Raw genomic sequence first — 17,334 nt, 5'->3', positions numbered from 1 at the left:
CGTCAGGGTGCAGCAATGCTTCAATTTGCCTCATTACTTGCCATGGGTACAGTGGGACTTGCTATTGGTTCTGCCAATACTATCTACCAGTTACCCCCTCTTGTCTTGCTCTATCCAGCCTGTTTATACCTTGTTGGACTACAGGCAGAATCTAGCTCTGTCGCGTTTCGAAGAGGTTTGATAACAGGTACCGCAGCGTTTACCGCCTGCCTGTACTGGATTGCCGTCCCTTTTGCAGAACAAACTGCCATGCCTTGGTACCTCGCCATAAGCGGGCCTATTGGTGTTTCGTTTGTAATGGGTCTTTACAGCGCGATATTCTCATGGCTCTGCTATAAATTTTTACGAAAAGCCTCCCCGCTATATGTAGGGATAAGCACTTTTTTTGTCTGGGGTGCGCTAGAACTGGGACGCGGAGTTATTCTCAGCGGATTCTCATGGGCGTCACTCGCAGCAGCATTTGCTGACTGGCCTGCATTTGTTCAGCCTGTAAGTATTCTGGGTGCAGAAGGCTATTCCGCCCTGCTCGCAGCGCTTGCCTGTTATGTTACAGCAGCGTTGATCACAAGCTCCGTCAAACATTCCGTCACTGCCCTTGTGGCTCTGGCGTTACTGTTTACAAGCAGCTACTATTCATGGATCCAGCCTGCGGACGCTACTGCCAACATAGAAATTGCTATGGTTCAGGGTAATGTCGATCAGGGTGCAAAGTGGGACAAGCGTTACATGCGCGGCACGGTTGAGCGCTATGTAACCTTGAGCGAACAAGTACTCAGCCACCCTGTTGATCTGGTCATCTGGCCGGAAACCTCTATGCCGTTCTATCTGCAAAGCAGCAGAAAATACTTACCTATGGTACGAAGCCTTGCCATTGCAAGTAAAGCACCGTATCTCATCGGCACTCCTGGCTTTGCCAAGGGAACAGAGGGACGCAAATACGATATTTTCAACAGAGCATACTTAGTTGACTCCGAAGGCCTTATGCTTTCGTGGTATGACAAAATGCATCTTGTTCCGTTCGGTGAATATATTCCATTCTACATACCTTTTGCTGACGAACTCCTTCAGGGTTCAGGCGCTTTTGTACCAGGTACCGTGTATCAGCCTATTTCTGTTGGAAATCTTGCAATAGGTGTACTGATTTGTTATGAAGCTACATTCACTGAACTTGCACAGGCCAGCGTTGAAAACGGTGCGAATTTATTGGTTAATATTAGCAATGACGCATGGTTTGGAAAAACGGCCGCACCTAAGCAGCATCTGGATATGACTATCCTGCGGGCTGTAGAGCAAGGTCGGTACGTTGCCCGTGCAACAAATACTGGCATTACTGCTATCATTGATCCAAAAGGGAACATTACAACCAAAGGGAAATCTTTCCGTGCGGATGTTATTTTTGGATCAGTGGGAACACGAACCGGCTTTACATTCTACCATCGGTTCTTTTCGTTAATCCGCGCACTCCTTATTGCCGGAGCTATAGCAATATTGGCCTACTCAATTTATACAAATAAAAAGAAAGAAATATAACATGCTTCAATTAGCAGATTTAAGAACTAAGAGTAACGCTTTAACCGAACAGTTCAACTCCTTATGGAGGAGGCTTTGACCTAAAAGGCAGTAAAGACCGCCTTGATGAAATCGAAAAACAGCTCTCAAGCCCCGGTGCATGGGATAATCCAGAAAAGTTGACGCCTGTATTGCAGGAAAAAAGTCAGTTAGAGTCGCAAATTGACCGTCTGGAAACACTTATGCAGGTTAAAGACGATGTAGCGGAATGGCTTGCGCTGGCTGAAGAAGATCAAAGCCCAGAAGTATTGGATACGCTGCATGCGCAATCCACACTTCTGGGAGAACTGTTAGAGCAGACTGAACTTAATCTGCTGCTAGGCGCACCGGAAGACCAGAACGACGCAATTCTGGAAATTCACCCCGGTGCAGGCGGCACAGAAGCTCAAGATTGGGCTAAAATGCTTCTTCGCATGTATGCGCGTTGGGCAGACAGGCATAAATTTAAAGTCGAATACCTCGACTTACTCGATGGCGATGAGGCGGGCATTAAAAGTGTTACGCTACGTATAAAGGGTGATAATGCTTACGGATTCCTTAAAGGGGAAAAAGGTATCCACAGGCTTATACGTATTTCGCCGTTCGATTCCTCAGGACGAAGGCACACTTCGTTTGCATCCATTGATATTATTCCAGATGCCGGCAAAGGCATTACTGTAGATCTTAAAGAGAGCGATCTGCGAATTGACGTGTTCCGTTCCAGCGGCCCAGGCGGCCAGAGCGTTAACACGACAAGTTCTGCTGTACGTATTACGCATGTCCCGACAGGCGTAACCGCACAATGCCAGAACGAAAAATCGCAGCACGCAAACAAAGATACTGCAATGCAAATTCTTAAATCCAGATTGTATGAAATTGAACTGCGTAAAGTGCAAGACGAACGTCAGGCAGAATACGCAGGTAAATTGGATATAAGTTTTGGTAGTCAAATACGTACATATACGCTTCAGCCATACCGTCTTGTGAAAGATCACAGGACAAACTCGGAGATCGGGGATGTTGATTCGGTTTTAGATGGAAAACTGGACCAGTTCCTGCGTGATTTCCTGCTTTATCTACATGCAGAAAAGACTACATAATATACGCCCAGAAGGGCTAGAGAACCTGACAGCCGAACTGGACACGCTGCGTCAGCTTATTTTGACGCACGCACACTCCACCCCGACACCTCAGGCTGATCAACAACTAGCGCTTACGCGACTTATCCCAGGCCTGACTATGGATAGCTGGAATGCCCTGTCTGAAAGATACGGGTTTTCCGAATGGCTTGCGCTTGATTTAGATCATTCAACCTATTTCAATCTTGCGAACCTGCAAAAGGTTATCGATGACCTTACACATAAGTCAGAACGTGACCCTTTAACTGGACTGTACAACAAGCAAGCCTTTGAGAATAAACTCACAATGGAATTGCAAAGGGTTGAACGCAGTAACGGTCAGCTAAGCTTAGCTATGATTGACCTCGACAACTTTAAAAACATCAATGACACCTATGGTCATAGCTGCGGCGATGAAGTCATCAGAACACTTGCTGACATGTTGGACGCATCAACTCGCGGATATGACCATGCGGCACGCGTAGGTGGCGAGGAATTTGCACTCCTATTGCCAGGTGCCGGCCCCATCAGAGCAAAAGCTATGCTGGACAGGTTATGTTCACTCTTCGCTGACACCTTCATAAAGTGCAAGGATGCCAGCGTGCAGTGCACTTTCTCTGCTGGTGTTGCCTCCCTGAAAGGACGCAGCAAAGCAAATGGGCAAGACCTTTTTGAAGTGGCAGACAAGGCTCTGTACCAGGCAAAAAATGCCGGTAAGAACCAAGTACGCGTCACCCGTCAGCTCATTGAGTTCGAATACGACCGCTCCACCATGGTGCATTCTAACGAAAAACAATTCCTTTTTTCTGGATCTAAATAAGGCAGTTACCCCGTATGAAAGCCAATAATACTCTCACAATTTCTATTCTAAGCGGCAAGGGCGGCGTTGGGAAAACCAATATCGCGTTAAACCTTGGCTACTGCATGTACAGGGGCGGCTTCCCTGTTATGCTGATGGACTGTGATTTGGGTCTTGCCAACCTTGATGTTCTGCTTGGTGTTACCCCGGACACGAATATGCAGAGTCTGTTAGACACTGACACTCCCGCAGATGAAGTCGCTTTTCCTATCGAACCCGACGGATTTGATTTTTTACCAGCTGCATCCGGCGTACCAGAACTAGTAGAAATGGATAGTGACCTGCGAAACTTACTCTTCCAGCGTCTTAATCCACTCTTTAACAGTTATGAATATCTGTTAATGGACCTTGGTGCAGGCATTACTCCTACTGTACTTGCTTTTGCAGCAATGGCACGGATACGTGTTGTAGTTGTAACACCAGAGCCGACTTCTCTTACAGATAGTTACGCGCTTATGAAAGTTCTCTCTACGCAACATGACGTAAAGGACTTTTACATCATCGTGAATCAGGCTGAAGATAAAACTGAAGAAACAAGCACTTACAATAGACTTGCAACAGCCTGTGAACGTTTCCTCGGCTTTACTCCTGAGTTCCTCGGCGGTATTTGTCAGGACAAAATGGTGCCTGAATCTGTCCGAAAACAAACTCCTTTGATGAAACATGCTCCTAACAGTCGCGCTGCAAAAGACATCTTCGCTATTGCAGTTAAGTTACAGAAAATCAAAAAAAGCATGTTAGATGACATTTCTAAATCAATTTTTACAGAAAGTATGAGTGATATCAGCAATTAAGTCTTGAACAATTAAACAGTTTGCTGCATAATGAATTATATCACACAGCTAGAAAGCACATACTTACATAAACATAAATCCAGAACATCTACGCTGTATTGTACAGTGGGAGTTGAGAATGAACAAAAGCGAACTGATTAAAACTTTGTCCGAAGAGAATAACATTGCTATTGAAGAAGCAACCATGATGGTTAACGTCTTCGTAGATAACATGAAAGATGCACTTGCTGATGGCAACCGTGTTGAAATTCGTGGCTTCGGCAGCTTTAAAATGAAAGAGTACGAAGGCTACACCGGCCGTAACCCAAAAACCGGTGAAGTTGTAACAGTACACCCTAAGCATCTTCCGTTCTTCCGCGCAGGCAAAGAACTTAAAGAGTTTTTAAACAGCTAGTCTGTTTTATATATCTCTGTGAAAGCGCAGGCTTCGGCCTGCGCTTTTCTTTTGCCCTATGAACAGCGTTTACGACATGTAAAAACAATTCTTCTATATCTCACATCACTTTCCCCGTTTAAGCCTTTAAAAGGCCTTTGAGGCTCCATCTCTCCCTCCTCAACGGGCACATCCAGCAAGAAGGATGACCCTGCCCTGCTCCATCGAAAATTCTCGCCCCTCTAGGCTGAAGAAATAAGTAACCCAAACAGAAAAAACGAACAGCACAAGTACGACTCTTGATAATTGGTTAGAGGCTTTGATTAATATGTGTATGTGATAAAACATTTTTCATCTCTAGCGGGTAACGGGTTGACCTTCTCCCTTTTGTACAGCAGAATCATAGGGAGTAGATAAACGAAGGTGCCTGACGTTGCACACCGTCAGAAAACCTTCCACACACTATATTGATTTGATGATGAAAGTTTTTTCATCCATTTTTTCGCATCTGTATTTGCTTTACCGGTACGAAAAATCATACGTAATGTTTTTAGTTTGGGTGACGCGGTAGACACGGGCACGTTCTGCCGGCACCGGGAGTTCACATGAATCCTACTATGGATCACGTAGCTATTTTCAAAATGCAGGGCTGCGGCAATGACTTTGTGTTCATTGACAATCGGGAATACAACGTGCCTGTTTCGCATATGAGTGAGTGGGCTCAAAAAATCTGCCGCCGCGCATTTGGCGTTGGCGCAGACGGCCTAGTTTTCTTAGAAGAATCAGACGACACCACTCTTGACTACCGCTGGCATTTTTACAATGCAGACGGTTCCCGAGCAGAGATGTGCGGCAACGCATCGCGTTGTGCTGCCAAGCTTGCAGTCCAGATCGGCCTTGCGGGTCCTGTTCACACCTTTGGAACAGACGCAGGCCCTATTCGCGCAGAATCTTGCGACGATGGTGAGTTCAAAGTTGAACTCACTCCGCCTTTAGGACTGGAATTAAATAAACCAATTACTCTGAAAGACGGTGACGACGAAATCCATTTCGTTAACACCGGTGTTCCGCATGCTGTATACATTGCAGAAAATGCATCTGCGCTTAACGTAAAAGAGCTTGGTGCTCTTGTTCGTTACCATGATGTGTTTGCCCCTGCTGGTACTAATGCGAACTTTATGAGTGTTATTGACCGCGAAAACGTACATCTTCGCACGTACGAACGCGGCGTTGAAGATGAAACTTTTGCCTGCGGTACTGGTGCTGTAGCTGGCGTTGTTGTAGCAAACGCCCTTGGGCTGACCGGCACTAATGTACGTGTAAAGTCTTCCGGCGGAGAAATTCTCAGCATATCCATTGAAGGTAAGAGCGTTTTCTTAAAGGGTAAAGCGCTTGTTATTTACTCCGGCAATGCTTTGCTTGAATCACTCGGACTTACGTTAGACTAACACTACAAACCCGCTGCGGGCAGCACTTTTGCCCACATGAGGAGGCTATATGAATTTTTCCGGAGCCTATACTGCACTGGTTACTCCATTTCAAGATGGCAAAATTGACGAAGACCGCTTTCGTGCTCACATTGAATGGCAGATTACTGAAGGTATCCACGGCTTAGTACCGTGCGGCACCACTGGCGAATCTGCGACTCTTACCCATGATGAGCACAAAGAAGCCATCCGAATCTGTGTGGATCAGGCAAACAAGCGTGTGCCGGTTCTCGCCGGTGCCGGTTCCAACAACACAAAAGAAGCTGTTCACCTCACCCAGTTTGCAAAAGAAGCAGGTGCGGACGGCGTTCTTCTCATAAGCCCTTACTACAACAAACCGACTCAGGAAGGCATTTACCAGCACTTCAAATATATTGCTGATACAATCAGCATCCCTATGGTGCTCTATAATGTACCGGGTAGAACCGGCAGCAACATTATGCCTTCAACTGTTGCGCGTTTGCATAAAGATATTCCTCAGATCGTTGGTATTAAAGAAGCTACTGGCAACCTTATTCAGGTATCTGACCTCATTGAACAGTGCGGCACTTCCCTTAACGTGCTCTCCGGCGATGACTTCACCCTGCTGCCGCTTCTCTCTATTGGCGGTGCCGGTGTTATCTCCGTAGTGTCCAACCTTCTGCCTAACAAAATGGCAAATCTATGCAACGCATGGAACAAAGGCGACATTCCGACAGCACGTAAACTGCATTTTGAAATGCAGCCACTGAACAGAGCCATGTTTATGGAGTCTAACCCTATTCCAGTTAAAACTGCTCTTGCTTTACAGGGCAAAATGGATACAGATTTCAGACTGCCTATGGTGCCACTTGCTGACGAAAACTTAGAAAAACTTAAAGCGATTATGGCAGACTCCGGTCTGCTGTAAAACGTAACGTCATAGTATATATGTAAAGCCCGCAACTGCGGGCTTTACTCATTTAATAAGGCATCAATTTTATCTCAGGGGGTTGCACTATCGCGCCTCACAAGGTATTACACGATATCAAAAATGACGGCTGAACTCATATCAACTTTAGCAATACCAATACGATATGAATGAAAAAGATTTACCACTCGAACGCCCGTGGCTGGACAACTACGATCCGGACGTACCGGCGAATCTAAAGTACAAGAATGTCTCCATTCCGAGCTTTCTTGACGAGGCGGCGAAAAACACGCCGAAACGTAACGCCGTAGTATTTAAAAACTACAAGCTTACATACAAAAAGCTACACATTCTGGCAGAGCGCTTTGCAGCAAATCTGCGGGAACAAGGTGTTAAGCCTGGTGATCGCGTATCTATCATGATGCCAAACTTGCCACAGACCATGGTCGCACTTTGGGGAGTGCTCAAGGCTGGCGGCATAGTTGTTATGACCAACCCTCTCTATATGGAGAAGGAACTGGTTCATCAAATTCATGATTGCGGCGCAAAGCACATGATCACGCTTGACCTTGTGTGGCCCAAAATCGCAAAACTGCGCAAAAAACTTCCTATCGAAAAATACTTTGTTACACGTATTTCCGATGCGCTTAGTTTTCCGCTGAACACTGTTTATACACTTAAAAACAAGTGGCAGAAAACACACATCGATATCCCGTACGACAACAAATCCGTATTTCCTTGGAAAACACTTTTCGCATCTAAAGAACAATTAAGTGTCCCTGTTAAGGACCCTAAAAACTCTGTTGCTCTGTTACAGTATACTGGCGGCACTACAGGCGTTTCCAAAGGTGTAATGCTTTCTCACGCCAACCTTACAGCTAACGTTGAGCAGTGTAATGCCATGCTGGCAGGCATCTCCGAAGAACATCATACGTTCCTCGGTCTGCTTCCGTATTTCCATGTTTTCGGTCTTACGGTTAGCATGCTGTTCCCATGCGTCATCGGCGCAACGGTTATTCCTTTCCCTCGATACGTACCTAAAGACGTTCTCGACGGGATTCAAAAATACAAGCCGACCATCTTCCCGGGTGCGCCGTCTGTGTACATTTCACTTATGCAGCAAAAAAGTCTTCCTAAGTACGACTTAAGTTGCATCAAGTACTGTATTTCCGGTTCATCACCGATGCCGGTTGAACAGATGAGACAGTTCAAAAAAATTACCGGTTCCAAGCTGCTCGAAGGTTTCGGCCTTACAGAAGCCTCTCCGGTAACACACTTGAATCCGCTCATGGGTGTGTCTAAAAACGGCTCCATTGGTCTGCCGTTTCCAGACACAGAAGCGCGTATTGTTGATATGGAAGTGGGCAGTGTTCCGCTCCCTGTCGGCAAGATAGGCGAACTTGTTCTCCGCGGCCCACAGGTTATGATGGGGTACTGGAACCGTCCGGATGAAACAGCTTCTACGCTGCGTAACGGCTGGCTGTATACTGGCGACATCGCCACTATGGATGAAGAAGGATATTTCTACATTGTCGATCGTAAGAAAGACATGATCATTGTTGCCGGATACAACGTGTATCCGCGCGAAATTGATGAAGTACTCTACGAACATCCAAAAGTGCAGGAAGCTGTTACTGTCGGTGTTCCGCACAAAACCCGTGGTGAAATCATCAAAGTTTTCATTGTGCCGAGAGTCGGCGAAGAGCTTTCCAAATCGGAAATTCTTTCCCACTGTCGCGAAAAGCTTGCGAACTACAAAGTTCCTAAACAGGTTGAGTTCCGTGAAGAACTGCCGAAAACTATTGTCGGCAAAGTTCTGCGCCGTGCGCTGCGTACAGAAGAAGAACAGAAACAGGAAAGCAAAAAAGCTGCGGCTAAAGCTCAATGTGAATGCACTGAAGTTGACAAGGAACAGGGACAGTCTGATCCTGTCACTTCTCAGAAGGCTACATCTGAAGAAGCTCAAGCTGAAGCTACTATTCAACAAGAGCAGATGATTCACGCAAAAGTGGCACCAGATGAAGGCGAGGCTGTACCCACCGCCACAACTGAAACTGCTGTTGAAGCGACTACTGAAACCAAGACTGTACAGTAACTATGAAATTACTATTACAACGAGTAAAAAACGGAGCCGTCCATATTGACGGAACCTCTGTTGCTTCCATAGATACCGGCCTTGTTGTCCTTGTTGGCTTTGGCGAACAGGACACTGAGGACATGCCCTCTCAAACAGTATGGAACACCATGCTGCAAAAAATGATTGGCTTACGCATCTTCTCTGATGAACAAGGGAAAATGAACCTGAGCCTCAAAGACACAGGTAACAGCTTGATCCTGGTTCCTCAGTTTACTCTCTATGCAGACTGTAAACGAGGGCGTAGACCATCATTCACATCTGCATGTCCTCCTGCTGTTGCAAGCAAACTGTTCGACACCTTTGTGGAACAGTGCAAAGCAGAACTACCGGACCTAGTACAATGCGGCGTATTCGGAGCAGAAATGGATGTATCGCTCACCAACTGGGGGCCAGTCACCATCATGCTTTCGTCTGACGACTTTGCATAGCAAAGCACAAAGCAAACCACCAAAAAGCTGAGTAGGTATCTACTCAGCTTTTTTTATGCCTCACACTTAAGTGTTGCTTACCCAATGATAGGTAGACGCCATCGATTGTACGGGCAACCACCTCAACACACAGCAGCAACCCACTGTTTTTTGAATATTATTTGCTTTTTTGAGTCAATCCTTAAATTGCAGTTACTTACTTTTTATATTAGAAAACACACGTATCTATAAGGTAAAGGCGAAACAAACCGATATGGTTCACATTGGGAATACTACAGGTACTGCGGCTGTTTCGTGCCACAGCTCCTGTACCGCTTCTACACTGGCATCAAGAATCGAGAACTATATGAATCCAGCTAACACGTTCAGATTAGGCTCTGCCTTAGTGCTGCTATACAAGAACGACCTGACACACGAATTATGTCAGCCTCTTAAAGAGCACTTTGAAACCCTTGTAGCAGTACAAGACTATCAACACGTTGTAGTGGATTTAGCTGATATGGGTGCCATTGACGAGTCCGGTCTACATCTGCTTGTACACTTAAACTCGCGCGTGCGCGGCCACGGGAAAACATTGTACCTGCTTTCCCCTCCGCGGCATTTCCTTGAACTACTGCAAAAAAAACAACTGTTACGTTTTTTTAATCTTTTTCGGAATGAGGACGACATGCTTTCCAGTCTTCCTCTCTAGTGGGATGTTCTCGTATGACATACTATTTACGCCACCACTTCGATCCCTTTTTTAATCACACAAAGCTCTCACCAGCTGCCGTATCTCGCGGTCGTGTCGATCATCACTGCCTTGGATACGTACAGAACGTTATTTCCGGTCAGGTTATTGCCGAGTTCGTACCAACACCGGAAAACACTGAATTTCTTGATCCACAATTTATTTTTGATTCACCCGTACTGCCTGCAGGGCCTAATACGGTAGTGAACCCAGAAAACAGCCAGCAACTTCTTGCCGCACAAAACGGATATGTTTTTTACCATGAAGACCTCATTTCAGTTAAAAAACTGTTGAATATTCATGGTGATGTAAACTTCAGCACAGGGAACGTTATCTACGTAAACGATCTTTGCGTTCACGGAACAGTGCGCACGGGCTTTGAGTTGCAGGCACGTAATATTCTGGCAAAAGATATTGTGGAAGGTGCAACAATTCGTACGTTAGATGCGTTCACTGCAGAAAGAGGGATTAAGGGCGCTAAATCCTGTGTCATCGATGCAGGCAGCAATATTCGAGCTGGTTTCTGTGAAAATTGCGACCTGCAGGCAGGTAACGACATTTATATTGAAGGGTCATCTCTTCACTCAAAAATGTCACTAAACGGATCACTTATCGTCAAAGACAGGCTGCAAGGCGGTAAGATTTACGCCAACAACATGGTATATGTTGGCGAACAGCTTGGTGGCGGCATCAACACACCCACGTCCATCATCATGGGCTATCCTCCGGCTCTAATGAGAAAGCTAGAGTGCATTGAGGACAAGATAGAGACGGTTGATGAAACCATTAAGCAGCTATTGAAGACCAGCGCTAAAAGCGAACTTCACCGTACTGAAACCCGTGAAAAACTCGAATTTGAAGAGAAACGAATGGGTTCACTACGCAGGGAACAGCGGCGCATTATGAAATTAATGAAAAAAAACGCAAACTCAGAACTTTGCCGTGTCATCGTGCCGGGTACAATCCGCCCAGGAGTGGATATCAGTATCGGCGGGCACTACACAAAAATTAACGATTATCTGGAAAATGTAGCTATCAGTTTACGAGACGGTGAACTACGCTTTACATCACCAGCAATTATTAAGAAGTAATTACATGGACATAGCAACAATTATCGGCCTATTCGGCTCATTAGCACTTATCATCGGTGCTATCGCCGTCGGTGGCAGTCCTGCAGGTTTTATCGACGTACCCTCAATGCTCGTTGTATTTGGTGGTACCATTGCTGTAGCTTTCATCATGTTCCCTCTCGGCACTGTGCTGGGTTCAATGAAAGTAGGCATGAAGGCTTTTTTCTCTAAGCCTCCAGACCCTATGGATTCTATCGACATCGTTATCGACCTTGCAGAACGGGCACGTAAAGAAAGTCTTGTTTCGCTTGAAAAAGTCAGTATCGACAATGAATTTTTAAAACGCGGTGTTCTCCTTGTTGCGGATGGTACAGAAGAGTCGCTCATCCGCTCCGTTATGGAGATCGACGTTGATATCATGAAGAAACGTCACCGCACCGGTCAGGAAGTATTCAAAGGCATGGGCAACATGGCTCCGGCATTCGGCATGATCGGTACACTTATCGGTCTGGTACGAATGCTTCAGGCGCTTGATGACCCGTCTTCTATTGGACCTGCTATGGCGGTTGCGCTGCTTACAACTTTTTATGGCGCAATTCTGGCTAACTGCATATTCCTCCCGCTAGCAAAAAAGCTGGAAGAACGCTCCAATGAAGAAGCCATGAACATGGAACTGATGACTGAAGGCGTGCTTTCCATTTTAAATGGTGAACACCCGAATATCGTAAGAGAGAAACTAAACTCCTTCCTTCCGCCGTCAAAACGTCAGGAACGATAGTATGGCTGATTCTCGAAAACGCGGTGGGGGGGAACCACCAGCTGAAGAAGGGCTACCACTTTGGATGGCGACTTTTGCAGATCTTGTGACGCTGCTCCTTTGCTTCTTCGTTCTTCTGCTCTCGTTTGCACAGCAAGATGCCAATAAATTTAAAACACTTGCTGGCTCTGTTAAGAATGCATTCGGTATTCAGGTAAAACGACAAAAGGCAAACTTTGCAGCATTTTCGCCAGAAAAATTTGAACGCTCAGACGTTAAGCTTAAGAAAGAAGATCAGATGATCTTGGGTATGTTGCTTGAAATTAAAAGCTATATGCTCGAAGACCCATCGCTACACAAAGTGGCAACAGTAACAGCGGATAATAAAGGGCTTATTCTCCGTATTCCAGTAACAAACTTTTTTGAACCCGCTTCTGCTAGTCTGAAACCGGGAAGTGAAAAGCTACTGGACGGCGCAATCAACATTTTGAAACAGCACACCGTTAATATGGTGGTGCGCGGGCATACATCCAATACAGTGGACGAGACAGAAGCATACCCGACGAACTGGGAGCTTTCCTCAGCCCGTGCCGCGGCATTATTACGTGCGGTTATGGCGCGTTCCGAGCTTCCAGCATCGCGCATGAAGGCTGTTGGCTATGCAGATTCACGTCCATTATTGCCAAACACCACAAAAGAGAACAAAAAGCTTAACAACAGGATGGAGTTCTACATTCACCGTCCTCAAGACAAAAGCTGGTAAACCAACTCTACTGACTTACTTCAAGTCAACTTGATGCAGATTTACAAACGTAAAGGCGGCTTCCTTCGAAGTCGCCTTTTTTCCTGCACGATTCTTCAGATTACAGTAAGTACATTTTGCCATCAATAAGCCGTGATACGTAAGTCTAAAGTTACCTATCGGCAATTTTTTCCCACGATACAGAACATCAATACACTGACATCATTATCTATTTTTATGGAACGCTTCTTGCTTTTTAACACAGCAAGGAGTCCCATGATGCAAATTTCGCCTACTGCATATCTAACCAAACAGGTTAGTAGAATTACGACGAACAATTCCGCAGGAACTGATTTCGACGCTATCTTTGACACCGTTCAGAAGAACAGTGCTAAGTATCGTGACAACTATAATCAGGCTAAAGAGAAAGTAAGACAGTCGGTCAACGACGAAGTCGCCTCGATCAAAAAACTTCCTATCAGTGCAGACGATTTTAGCGCCATTGAAAAGAAGCTTGAAAAAGCTGGAGTTCAAAAGGAAACGCTCAAACGTTTACAAGAACAAGCCGAAGATCAGTCCCTTACGTGGGATAGTCTTTTCGGTATTCTTGAGCAGACTGCAAAGTTTGAATTCAAGCCCGAGGTCGACACGCTCTCTCCTGATGCGCAGAATCGTATTTCATCTTTCTTGCAGCAAGCCGGAGTTGACCCAACTCAGACACACGACATCCTCAAAGATCTTCAGGCAGGTAAAACTGATAAAGCTTGGAACAGTATCTCTGATATATTGAAGAACGCTGACGGCACTACTGAGCTTTCCATTACCGAGGATGAGTTACTCGCTCTTGGTAAAGGGCTTCAGCTCGACAGCAACACCCTTGCCAAGCTGAAAGGCATGGTTACCGGCCCTAACAGCACAATGAACAGCACTGATTTAAAACAGCTTGCTGCTCTACTTGACTCTTCTATAGATGCGCAGAGCGCCACAGGCGAAAAACTACTGGAAGAAATTAAGCAACAGCTGAATCCTCTGATCGCAAAAGCCATTGAAAATGGCGATAAGGCTTCTTCAGGTATCCATGCCACAAAAGAAGAAAGTGCCGCACAAATTTTACGAGCTGATCAGGCGACTGAAAAAAGCCTCGGCTTCATGCAAAGTGTCAACAGCAAAGAAAGCACAACGCAGGCACAGCCTACAGCCAATACTGCTGACACGCAGACCGGACAGGCTACCGCCACCGCTGCTGCAGTTGCAGGTGCTGCTGGTGCAGGATCAGCTGGTTCCGATGCAGACTCCTCACCGAATAGCAACCAGAATGGCACTGGCAACACATGGATGAATTTCTTTAATAATATTGTAGTGGCAGATCCTGCCTCCTTAGGACAATCCACTACAGCAACAATGACTGACCTTCTTAACCAAAACGTTTCTATGAAGCAGACAAATGCTACGATTCTGGAGCAGATTCAGAACGGGGTATTCAGATCCCTTCGTAGTGGCGTCAGTCAGCTCTCTTTGAAAATTGATGCTGCCGACCTCGGACCATTAACAGTGTTGGTATCAACTAAAAATGGCGAAGTTGCCGCCAGCATCCGTACAGAAAACCCTGAAGCTGCCAAAACAGTACAGGAAAACATGCACACCCTTCGTGCTTCTCTGGAAGCACATGGTTTGAAGGTTGAAAAGTTGGATGTACAGAGTGGCGCTCATAACCACCTTAATGATCAGGGGTGGAATGACGCAGAACAGCACAACGCGCAGCAGGAAGCACAGCAGCGCTTTATGGCTAAGCAGCAGTTCCGTCAGCTCAAAGATACAAAAGAAGATCTGATTAACGGCAACACTCTTGAGCAACAATCAGCCAACTCACAAAGTGGGCTGTACCTAGTTGCCTAGTTGCCTAGCAATACGACAAAACAAAAAAACGGCAGACTACAAAGTCTGCCGTTTTTTTTGTTTAAATACGATAGGGTGATATTAACCGTACGCAATATACAACCAATCCTCTCAATACAAGCCTGCACACTCTCTTTATCTGTAAACCCAGTCGGCGCTTTATCCATTATCGAGCGATTATGACAGAGCATAGATCATCACCAACAGGTACTTTATTACCATCACCATCCCGCTGCTCTTTCTATTCCTGGCACCCTGCAAATTCTGCCAGCTTATTATAAGCTTTAGGCTCACTGTTCGAATTATAAGGAAAAAATGACCTAAATTCTTTATTAAGAACGACTTAATTTTTCTTCATAAAACATTAACACACTGTTTAGATTGATATTTTTAAAGTTGGCACCTCCATTGCTTTATACATAGCAGTACAACATGGAGGTTATACAATATGTCTTTAGTTATTAATCACAATTTGATGGCAATGAACGCAACCCGCAACCTGAACGATTCTTACGGTAAACTCGCAACATCTACCCGCAGACTCTCTTCAGGACTTCGCGTTGGCACCGCAGCTGACGATGCTGCTGGCCTCGCAATGCGCGAGCTTATGCGTGCAGATATTAAAACCCTTGGTCAGGGTCTGCGTAACGCAAACGACGGTATCTCAATGATCCAGACTGCTGATGGTGGCCTTGGCGTTATCGATGCCAAACTCATCCGCATGAAAGAGCTTGCCGAACAGGCAGCTACCGGTACCTACACCGATGTTCAGCGTAAAATGATCAACCAAGAATACCAGCTCATGGCTAAAGAAATCACACGTATCGCACAAGATACAGATTTCAACAGCAGAAAATTACTCGCTGGTTCCGGTCAGGAAATTTTAGTTGAAAACAGTGTTGCTTCAAGCACTGGTGCAAAAGACGCTGTCAAAGTTAACGAAGATGGCAACACCGAAACTTGGTCTAGCAACGGCCCTGCATCAGAAACTGCAGCTGGTGCTTTAGCTACAACAGTTCTTGGAACCGCGGACGCAACTGGTGTACGCACCATCAACGCAACCGTTGCTGACACACTTACGTACACGTCAAGGTCCGGCAAAGCAGTAATTGAAAATGCTATTCCTATTGCTGCAGGATCCATTGATACAAAAACTGGTGAGATGACTGGCGCAGCTGCCACGCTTGCCGGTGCTGGCTCGACGATTACTACAGGTCAATACGCAGGCACTAAAGTTACAATTGAACAATTTGATGGTACTAACTGGGTTGATATCACAGCAAAAGTTGATGATGGCTCCTATGTTGCCGCAAATAAAGATATTCGTATCTCATCTGAAAATACTGATGGCTCTGTAATCCGAGATACGTTTTCAAACAACACTGCCGGAACATACACCTTAACACAGAACACTCTGGGTACAGACTACACTATCGCTACCGGTACATTCTCTACCTCAGCGATTCAGGTAAAATCTGAGGTTGCTGCGTCTAAAACATTTACCCAAACGACTAAGACCGGCGTGTCTGTAACAAACGATGCTGTCTCTTTCTTTGAGGATAACTCTGCAAACATTATCCCTAACAAGGCAAGCTTCACTCATGACGGAAAAACTGGTGAAATTAACGAAGCCAAATCCGTAGAATCTTCTGCTACAAGCAGTTATGGCTCTGTAAAAACACCTGTTCAAGAATACACCATTGAAGCATATAACGAGACCACTAACACTTGGGATAAACTCTCTCTTAATGCTACTGCTGGTAGTACGCTTGACATCCCAAGCAGTGTTAAGGAATTCCGCATCACTGCAGAATACAGCGACAACCAGATGGTTCGCGATACGTTCTCTAACAACACAGGTGGTAAATTTACCATAACCAAAACTCAGTACGGTATGGATCTGGGAATGACAACTGGTGCAGGTGCACAGGACTCTTCTACCCAGTTGAACGTTAAATCTGAAGATTTGGTTGTTGTAAACGTACACTTTGGTTCCGGTAGCCAGGAAACCGACAGCTACGATACCTACATCAACATGGCGACTGCTAAGTCCCTTGGTGTTGGTGAAGAAGCAGGCGACAATATCGAAACTCAGGACAGTGCAAAGAAAGCTTTGGACAACCTGACTATCGCTATCCGTAGAAAAGACGAAATTCGTGCAGAAATTGGTTCTACTCAGAACCGCCTTTCTGCAACCATCGAAAACGTATCTATTCAGAAAGAAAACCTGCAAGCTTCTGAGTCCCGTATCTCTGATGTGGACGTAGCAACCGAAATGACTGAATTCAACAAAACTCAGATCATGACAAACGCTGCAGTATCCATGCTCGCACAGGCTAACTCCCTGCCGAAAATGGCTCAGAAACTCCTCGACGCACGCTAGTAGCGTACGTCCCCTTAATACATATAAAAGCCGGGGATTATTCCCCGGCTTTTTTTCCAACGATTTTGCAGTCGTTTTTTAAACGCATCGTCACTGCTGTTAGATAGCTTTGTAGAACATGGA

The 17,334-nt window shown here is 45.7% G+C and carries 14 protein-coding genes and 2 pseudogenes; all 16 read left to right on the top strand.

Going from position 1 to position 17,334, the window contains the following annotated elements; genetic code table 11:
- The first annotated feature begins 15 nt into the window (after positions 1–15).
- On the top strand, positions 16–1,530 hold the full coding sequence (gene lnt / locus ACZ5V1_RS04190; RefSeq protein ID WP_464390758.1) for an apolipoprotein N-acyltransferase: 1,515 nt from the start codon (positions 16–18) through the stop codon (positions 1,528–1,530).
- 1 nt (position 1,531) lies between these two features.
- Positions 1,532–2,648 (top strand): peptide chain release factor 2 gene (gene prfB, locus ACZ5V1_RS04185; protein WP_464390757.1). Its coding sequence is split into 2 segments (ribosomal slippage): positions 1,532–1,606 and positions 1,608–2,648, totalling 1,116 coding nucleotides; the frame shifts between segments, so codons are not numbered across the junction.
- Complete coding sequence (locus ACZ5V1_RS04180; protein ID WP_464390756.1) at positions 2,629–3,486, top strand: GGDEF domain-containing protein; 858 nt, start codon at positions 2,629–2,631, stop codon at positions 3,484–3,486. The genes prfB and ACZ5V1_RS04180 overlap by 20 nt, the downstream gene beginning before the upstream one ends.
- Before the next feature lie 14 nt (positions 3,487–3,500).
- Positions 3,501–4,319, top strand: a complete 819-nt coding sequence (locus ACZ5V1_RS04175) for a MinD/ParA family protein (RefSeq protein WP_464390755.1) — start codon at positions 3,501–3,503, stop codon at positions 4,317–4,319.
- A 73-nt stretch (positions 4,320–4,392) separates the two neighbouring features.
- Positions 4,393–4,713: an HU family DNA-binding protein gene (locus ACZ5V1_RS04170; RefSeq protein ID WP_464387697.1), complete on the top strand. Its 321-nt coding sequence runs from the start codon at positions 4,393–4,395 to the stop codon at positions 4,711–4,713.
- Positions 4,714–5,297: 584 nt separating this feature from the next.
- Positions 5,298–6,140 carry a diaminopimelate epimerase gene (gene dapF / locus ACZ5V1_RS04165; protein ID WP_464390754.1) on the top strand — a complete coding sequence of 281 codons (843 nt, stop codon included), beginning with the start codon at positions 5,298–5,300 and terminating at the stop codon, positions 6,138–6,140.
- Positions 6,141–6,189: 49 nt separating this feature from the next.
- Positions 6,190–7,068: a 4-hydroxy-tetrahydrodipicolinate synthase gene (dapA, locus tag ACZ5V1_RS04160; protein WP_464390753.1), complete on the top strand. Its 879-nt coding sequence runs from the start codon at positions 6,190–6,192 to the stop codon at positions 7,066–7,068.
- Positions 7,069–7,234: 166 nt separating this feature from the next.
- Positions 7,235–9,163: a long-chain-fatty-acid--CoA ligase gene (locus tag ACZ5V1_RS04155; RefSeq protein ID WP_464390752.1), complete on the top strand. Its 1,929-nt coding sequence runs from the start codon at positions 7,235–7,237 to the stop codon at positions 9,161–9,163.
- Positions 9,164–9,165: 2 nt separating this feature from the next.
- A complete protein-coding gene (gene dtd / locus ACZ5V1_RS04150) occupies positions 9,166–9,633 on the top strand; it encodes a D-aminoacyl-tRNA deacylase (RefSeq protein WP_464390751.1) in 468 nt (155 codons plus the stop codon).
- A gap of 346 nt (positions 9,634–9,979) precedes the next feature.
- Positions 9,980–10,324 carry an STAS domain-containing protein gene (locus tag ACZ5V1_RS04145; RefSeq protein WP_464390750.1) on the top strand — a complete coding sequence of 115 codons (345 nt, stop codon included), beginning with the start codon at positions 9,980–9,982 and terminating at the stop codon, positions 10,322–10,324.
- A 14-nt stretch (positions 10,325–10,338) separates the two neighbouring features.
- The gene (locus ACZ5V1_RS04140; RefSeq protein WP_464390749.1) at positions 10,339–11,454 is read left to right on the top strand and encodes a FapA family protein; all 1,116 of its coding nucleotides are present in this window, start codon (positions 10,339–10,341) and stop codon (positions 11,452–11,454) included.
- Between the two features lie 4 nt (positions 11,455–11,458).
- A complete protein-coding gene (locus ACZ5V1_RS04135; RefSeq protein WP_464390748.1) occupies positions 11,459–12,211 on the top strand; it encodes a motility protein A in 753 nt (250 codons plus the stop codon).
- Position 12,212: 1 nt separating this feature from the next.
- Entirely contained in the window at positions 12,213–12,953 is a 741-nt protein-coding gene (locus ACZ5V1_RS04130) for a flagellar motor protein MotB (RefSeq protein WP_464390747.1), read from the top strand.
- Between the two features lie 255 nt (positions 12,954–13,208).
- On the top strand, positions 13,209–14,828 hold the full coding sequence (locus tag ACZ5V1_RS04125) for a flagellar hook-length control protein FliK (RefSeq protein WP_464390746.1): 1,620 nt from the start codon (positions 13,209–13,211) through the stop codon (positions 14,826–14,828).
- A 448-nt stretch (positions 14,829–15,276) separates the two neighbouring features.
- Positions 15,277–15,697: pseudogene (locus ACZ5V1_RS04120) on the top strand (flagellin N-terminal helical domain-containing protein); the annotation flags it as partial.
- Positions 15,698–16,950: 1,253 nt separating this feature from the next.
- Positions 16,951–17,211, top strand: a pseudogene (locus ACZ5V1_RS04115) (flagellin); the annotation flags it as partial.
- Positions 17,212–17,334 lie beyond the last annotated feature (123 nt).

Source organism: Halodesulfovibrio oceani subsp. galateae (genome assembly GCF_055397225.1).
This window is presented reverse-complemented; position numbering and strand designations above follow the sequence as displayed.

Excerpts from the sequence above, each read along its gene's own strand:
- ACZ5V1_RS04135 (WP_464390748.1), top strand. The coding sequence starts at position 11,459 with ATGGACATAGCAACAATTATCGGCCTATTCGGCTCATTAGCACTTATC.
- dtd (WP_464390751.1), top strand. The coding sequence starts at position 9,166 with ATGAAATTACTATTACAACGAGTAAAAAACGGAGCCGTCCATATTGAC.
- dapA (WP_464390753.1), top strand. The coding sequence starts at position 6,190 with ATGAATTTTTCCGGAGCCTATACTGCACTGGTTACTCCATTTCAAGAT.
- dapF (WP_464390754.1), top strand. The coding sequence starts at position 5,298 with ATGAATCCTACTATGGATCACGTAGCTATTTTCAAAATGCAGGGCTGC.
- lnt (WP_464390758.1), top strand. The coding sequence starts at position 16 with ATGCTTCAATTTGCCTCATTACTTGCCATGGGTACAGTGGGACTTGCT.
- ACZ5V1_RS04155 (WP_464390752.1), top strand. The coding sequence starts at position 7,235 with ATGAATGAAAAAGATTTACCACTCGAACGCCCGTGGCTGGACAACTAC.
- ACZ5V1_RS04175 (WP_464390755.1), top strand. The coding sequence starts at position 3,501 with ATGAAAGCCAATAATACTCTCACAATTTCTATTCTAAGCGGCAAGGGC.
- ACZ5V1_RS04145 (WP_464390750.1), top strand. The coding sequence starts at position 9,980 with ATGAATCCAGCTAACACGTTCAGATTAGGCTCTGCCTTAGTGCTGCTA.
- ACZ5V1_RS04130 (WP_464390747.1), top strand. The coding sequence starts at position 12,213 with ATGGCTGATTCTCGAAAACGCGGTGGGGGGGAACCACCAGCTGAAGAA.
- ACZ5V1_RS04180 (WP_464390756.1), top strand. The coding sequence starts at position 2,629 with ATGCAGAAAAGACTACATAATATACGCCCAGAAGGGCTAGAGAACCTG.
- ACZ5V1_RS04140 (WP_464390749.1), top strand. The coding sequence starts at position 10,339 with ATGACATACTATTTACGCCACCACTTCGATCCCTTTTTTAATCACACA.
- ACZ5V1_RS04125 (WP_464390746.1), top strand. The coding sequence starts at position 13,209 with ATGATGCAAATTTCGCCTACTGCATATCTAACCAAACAGGTTAGTAGA.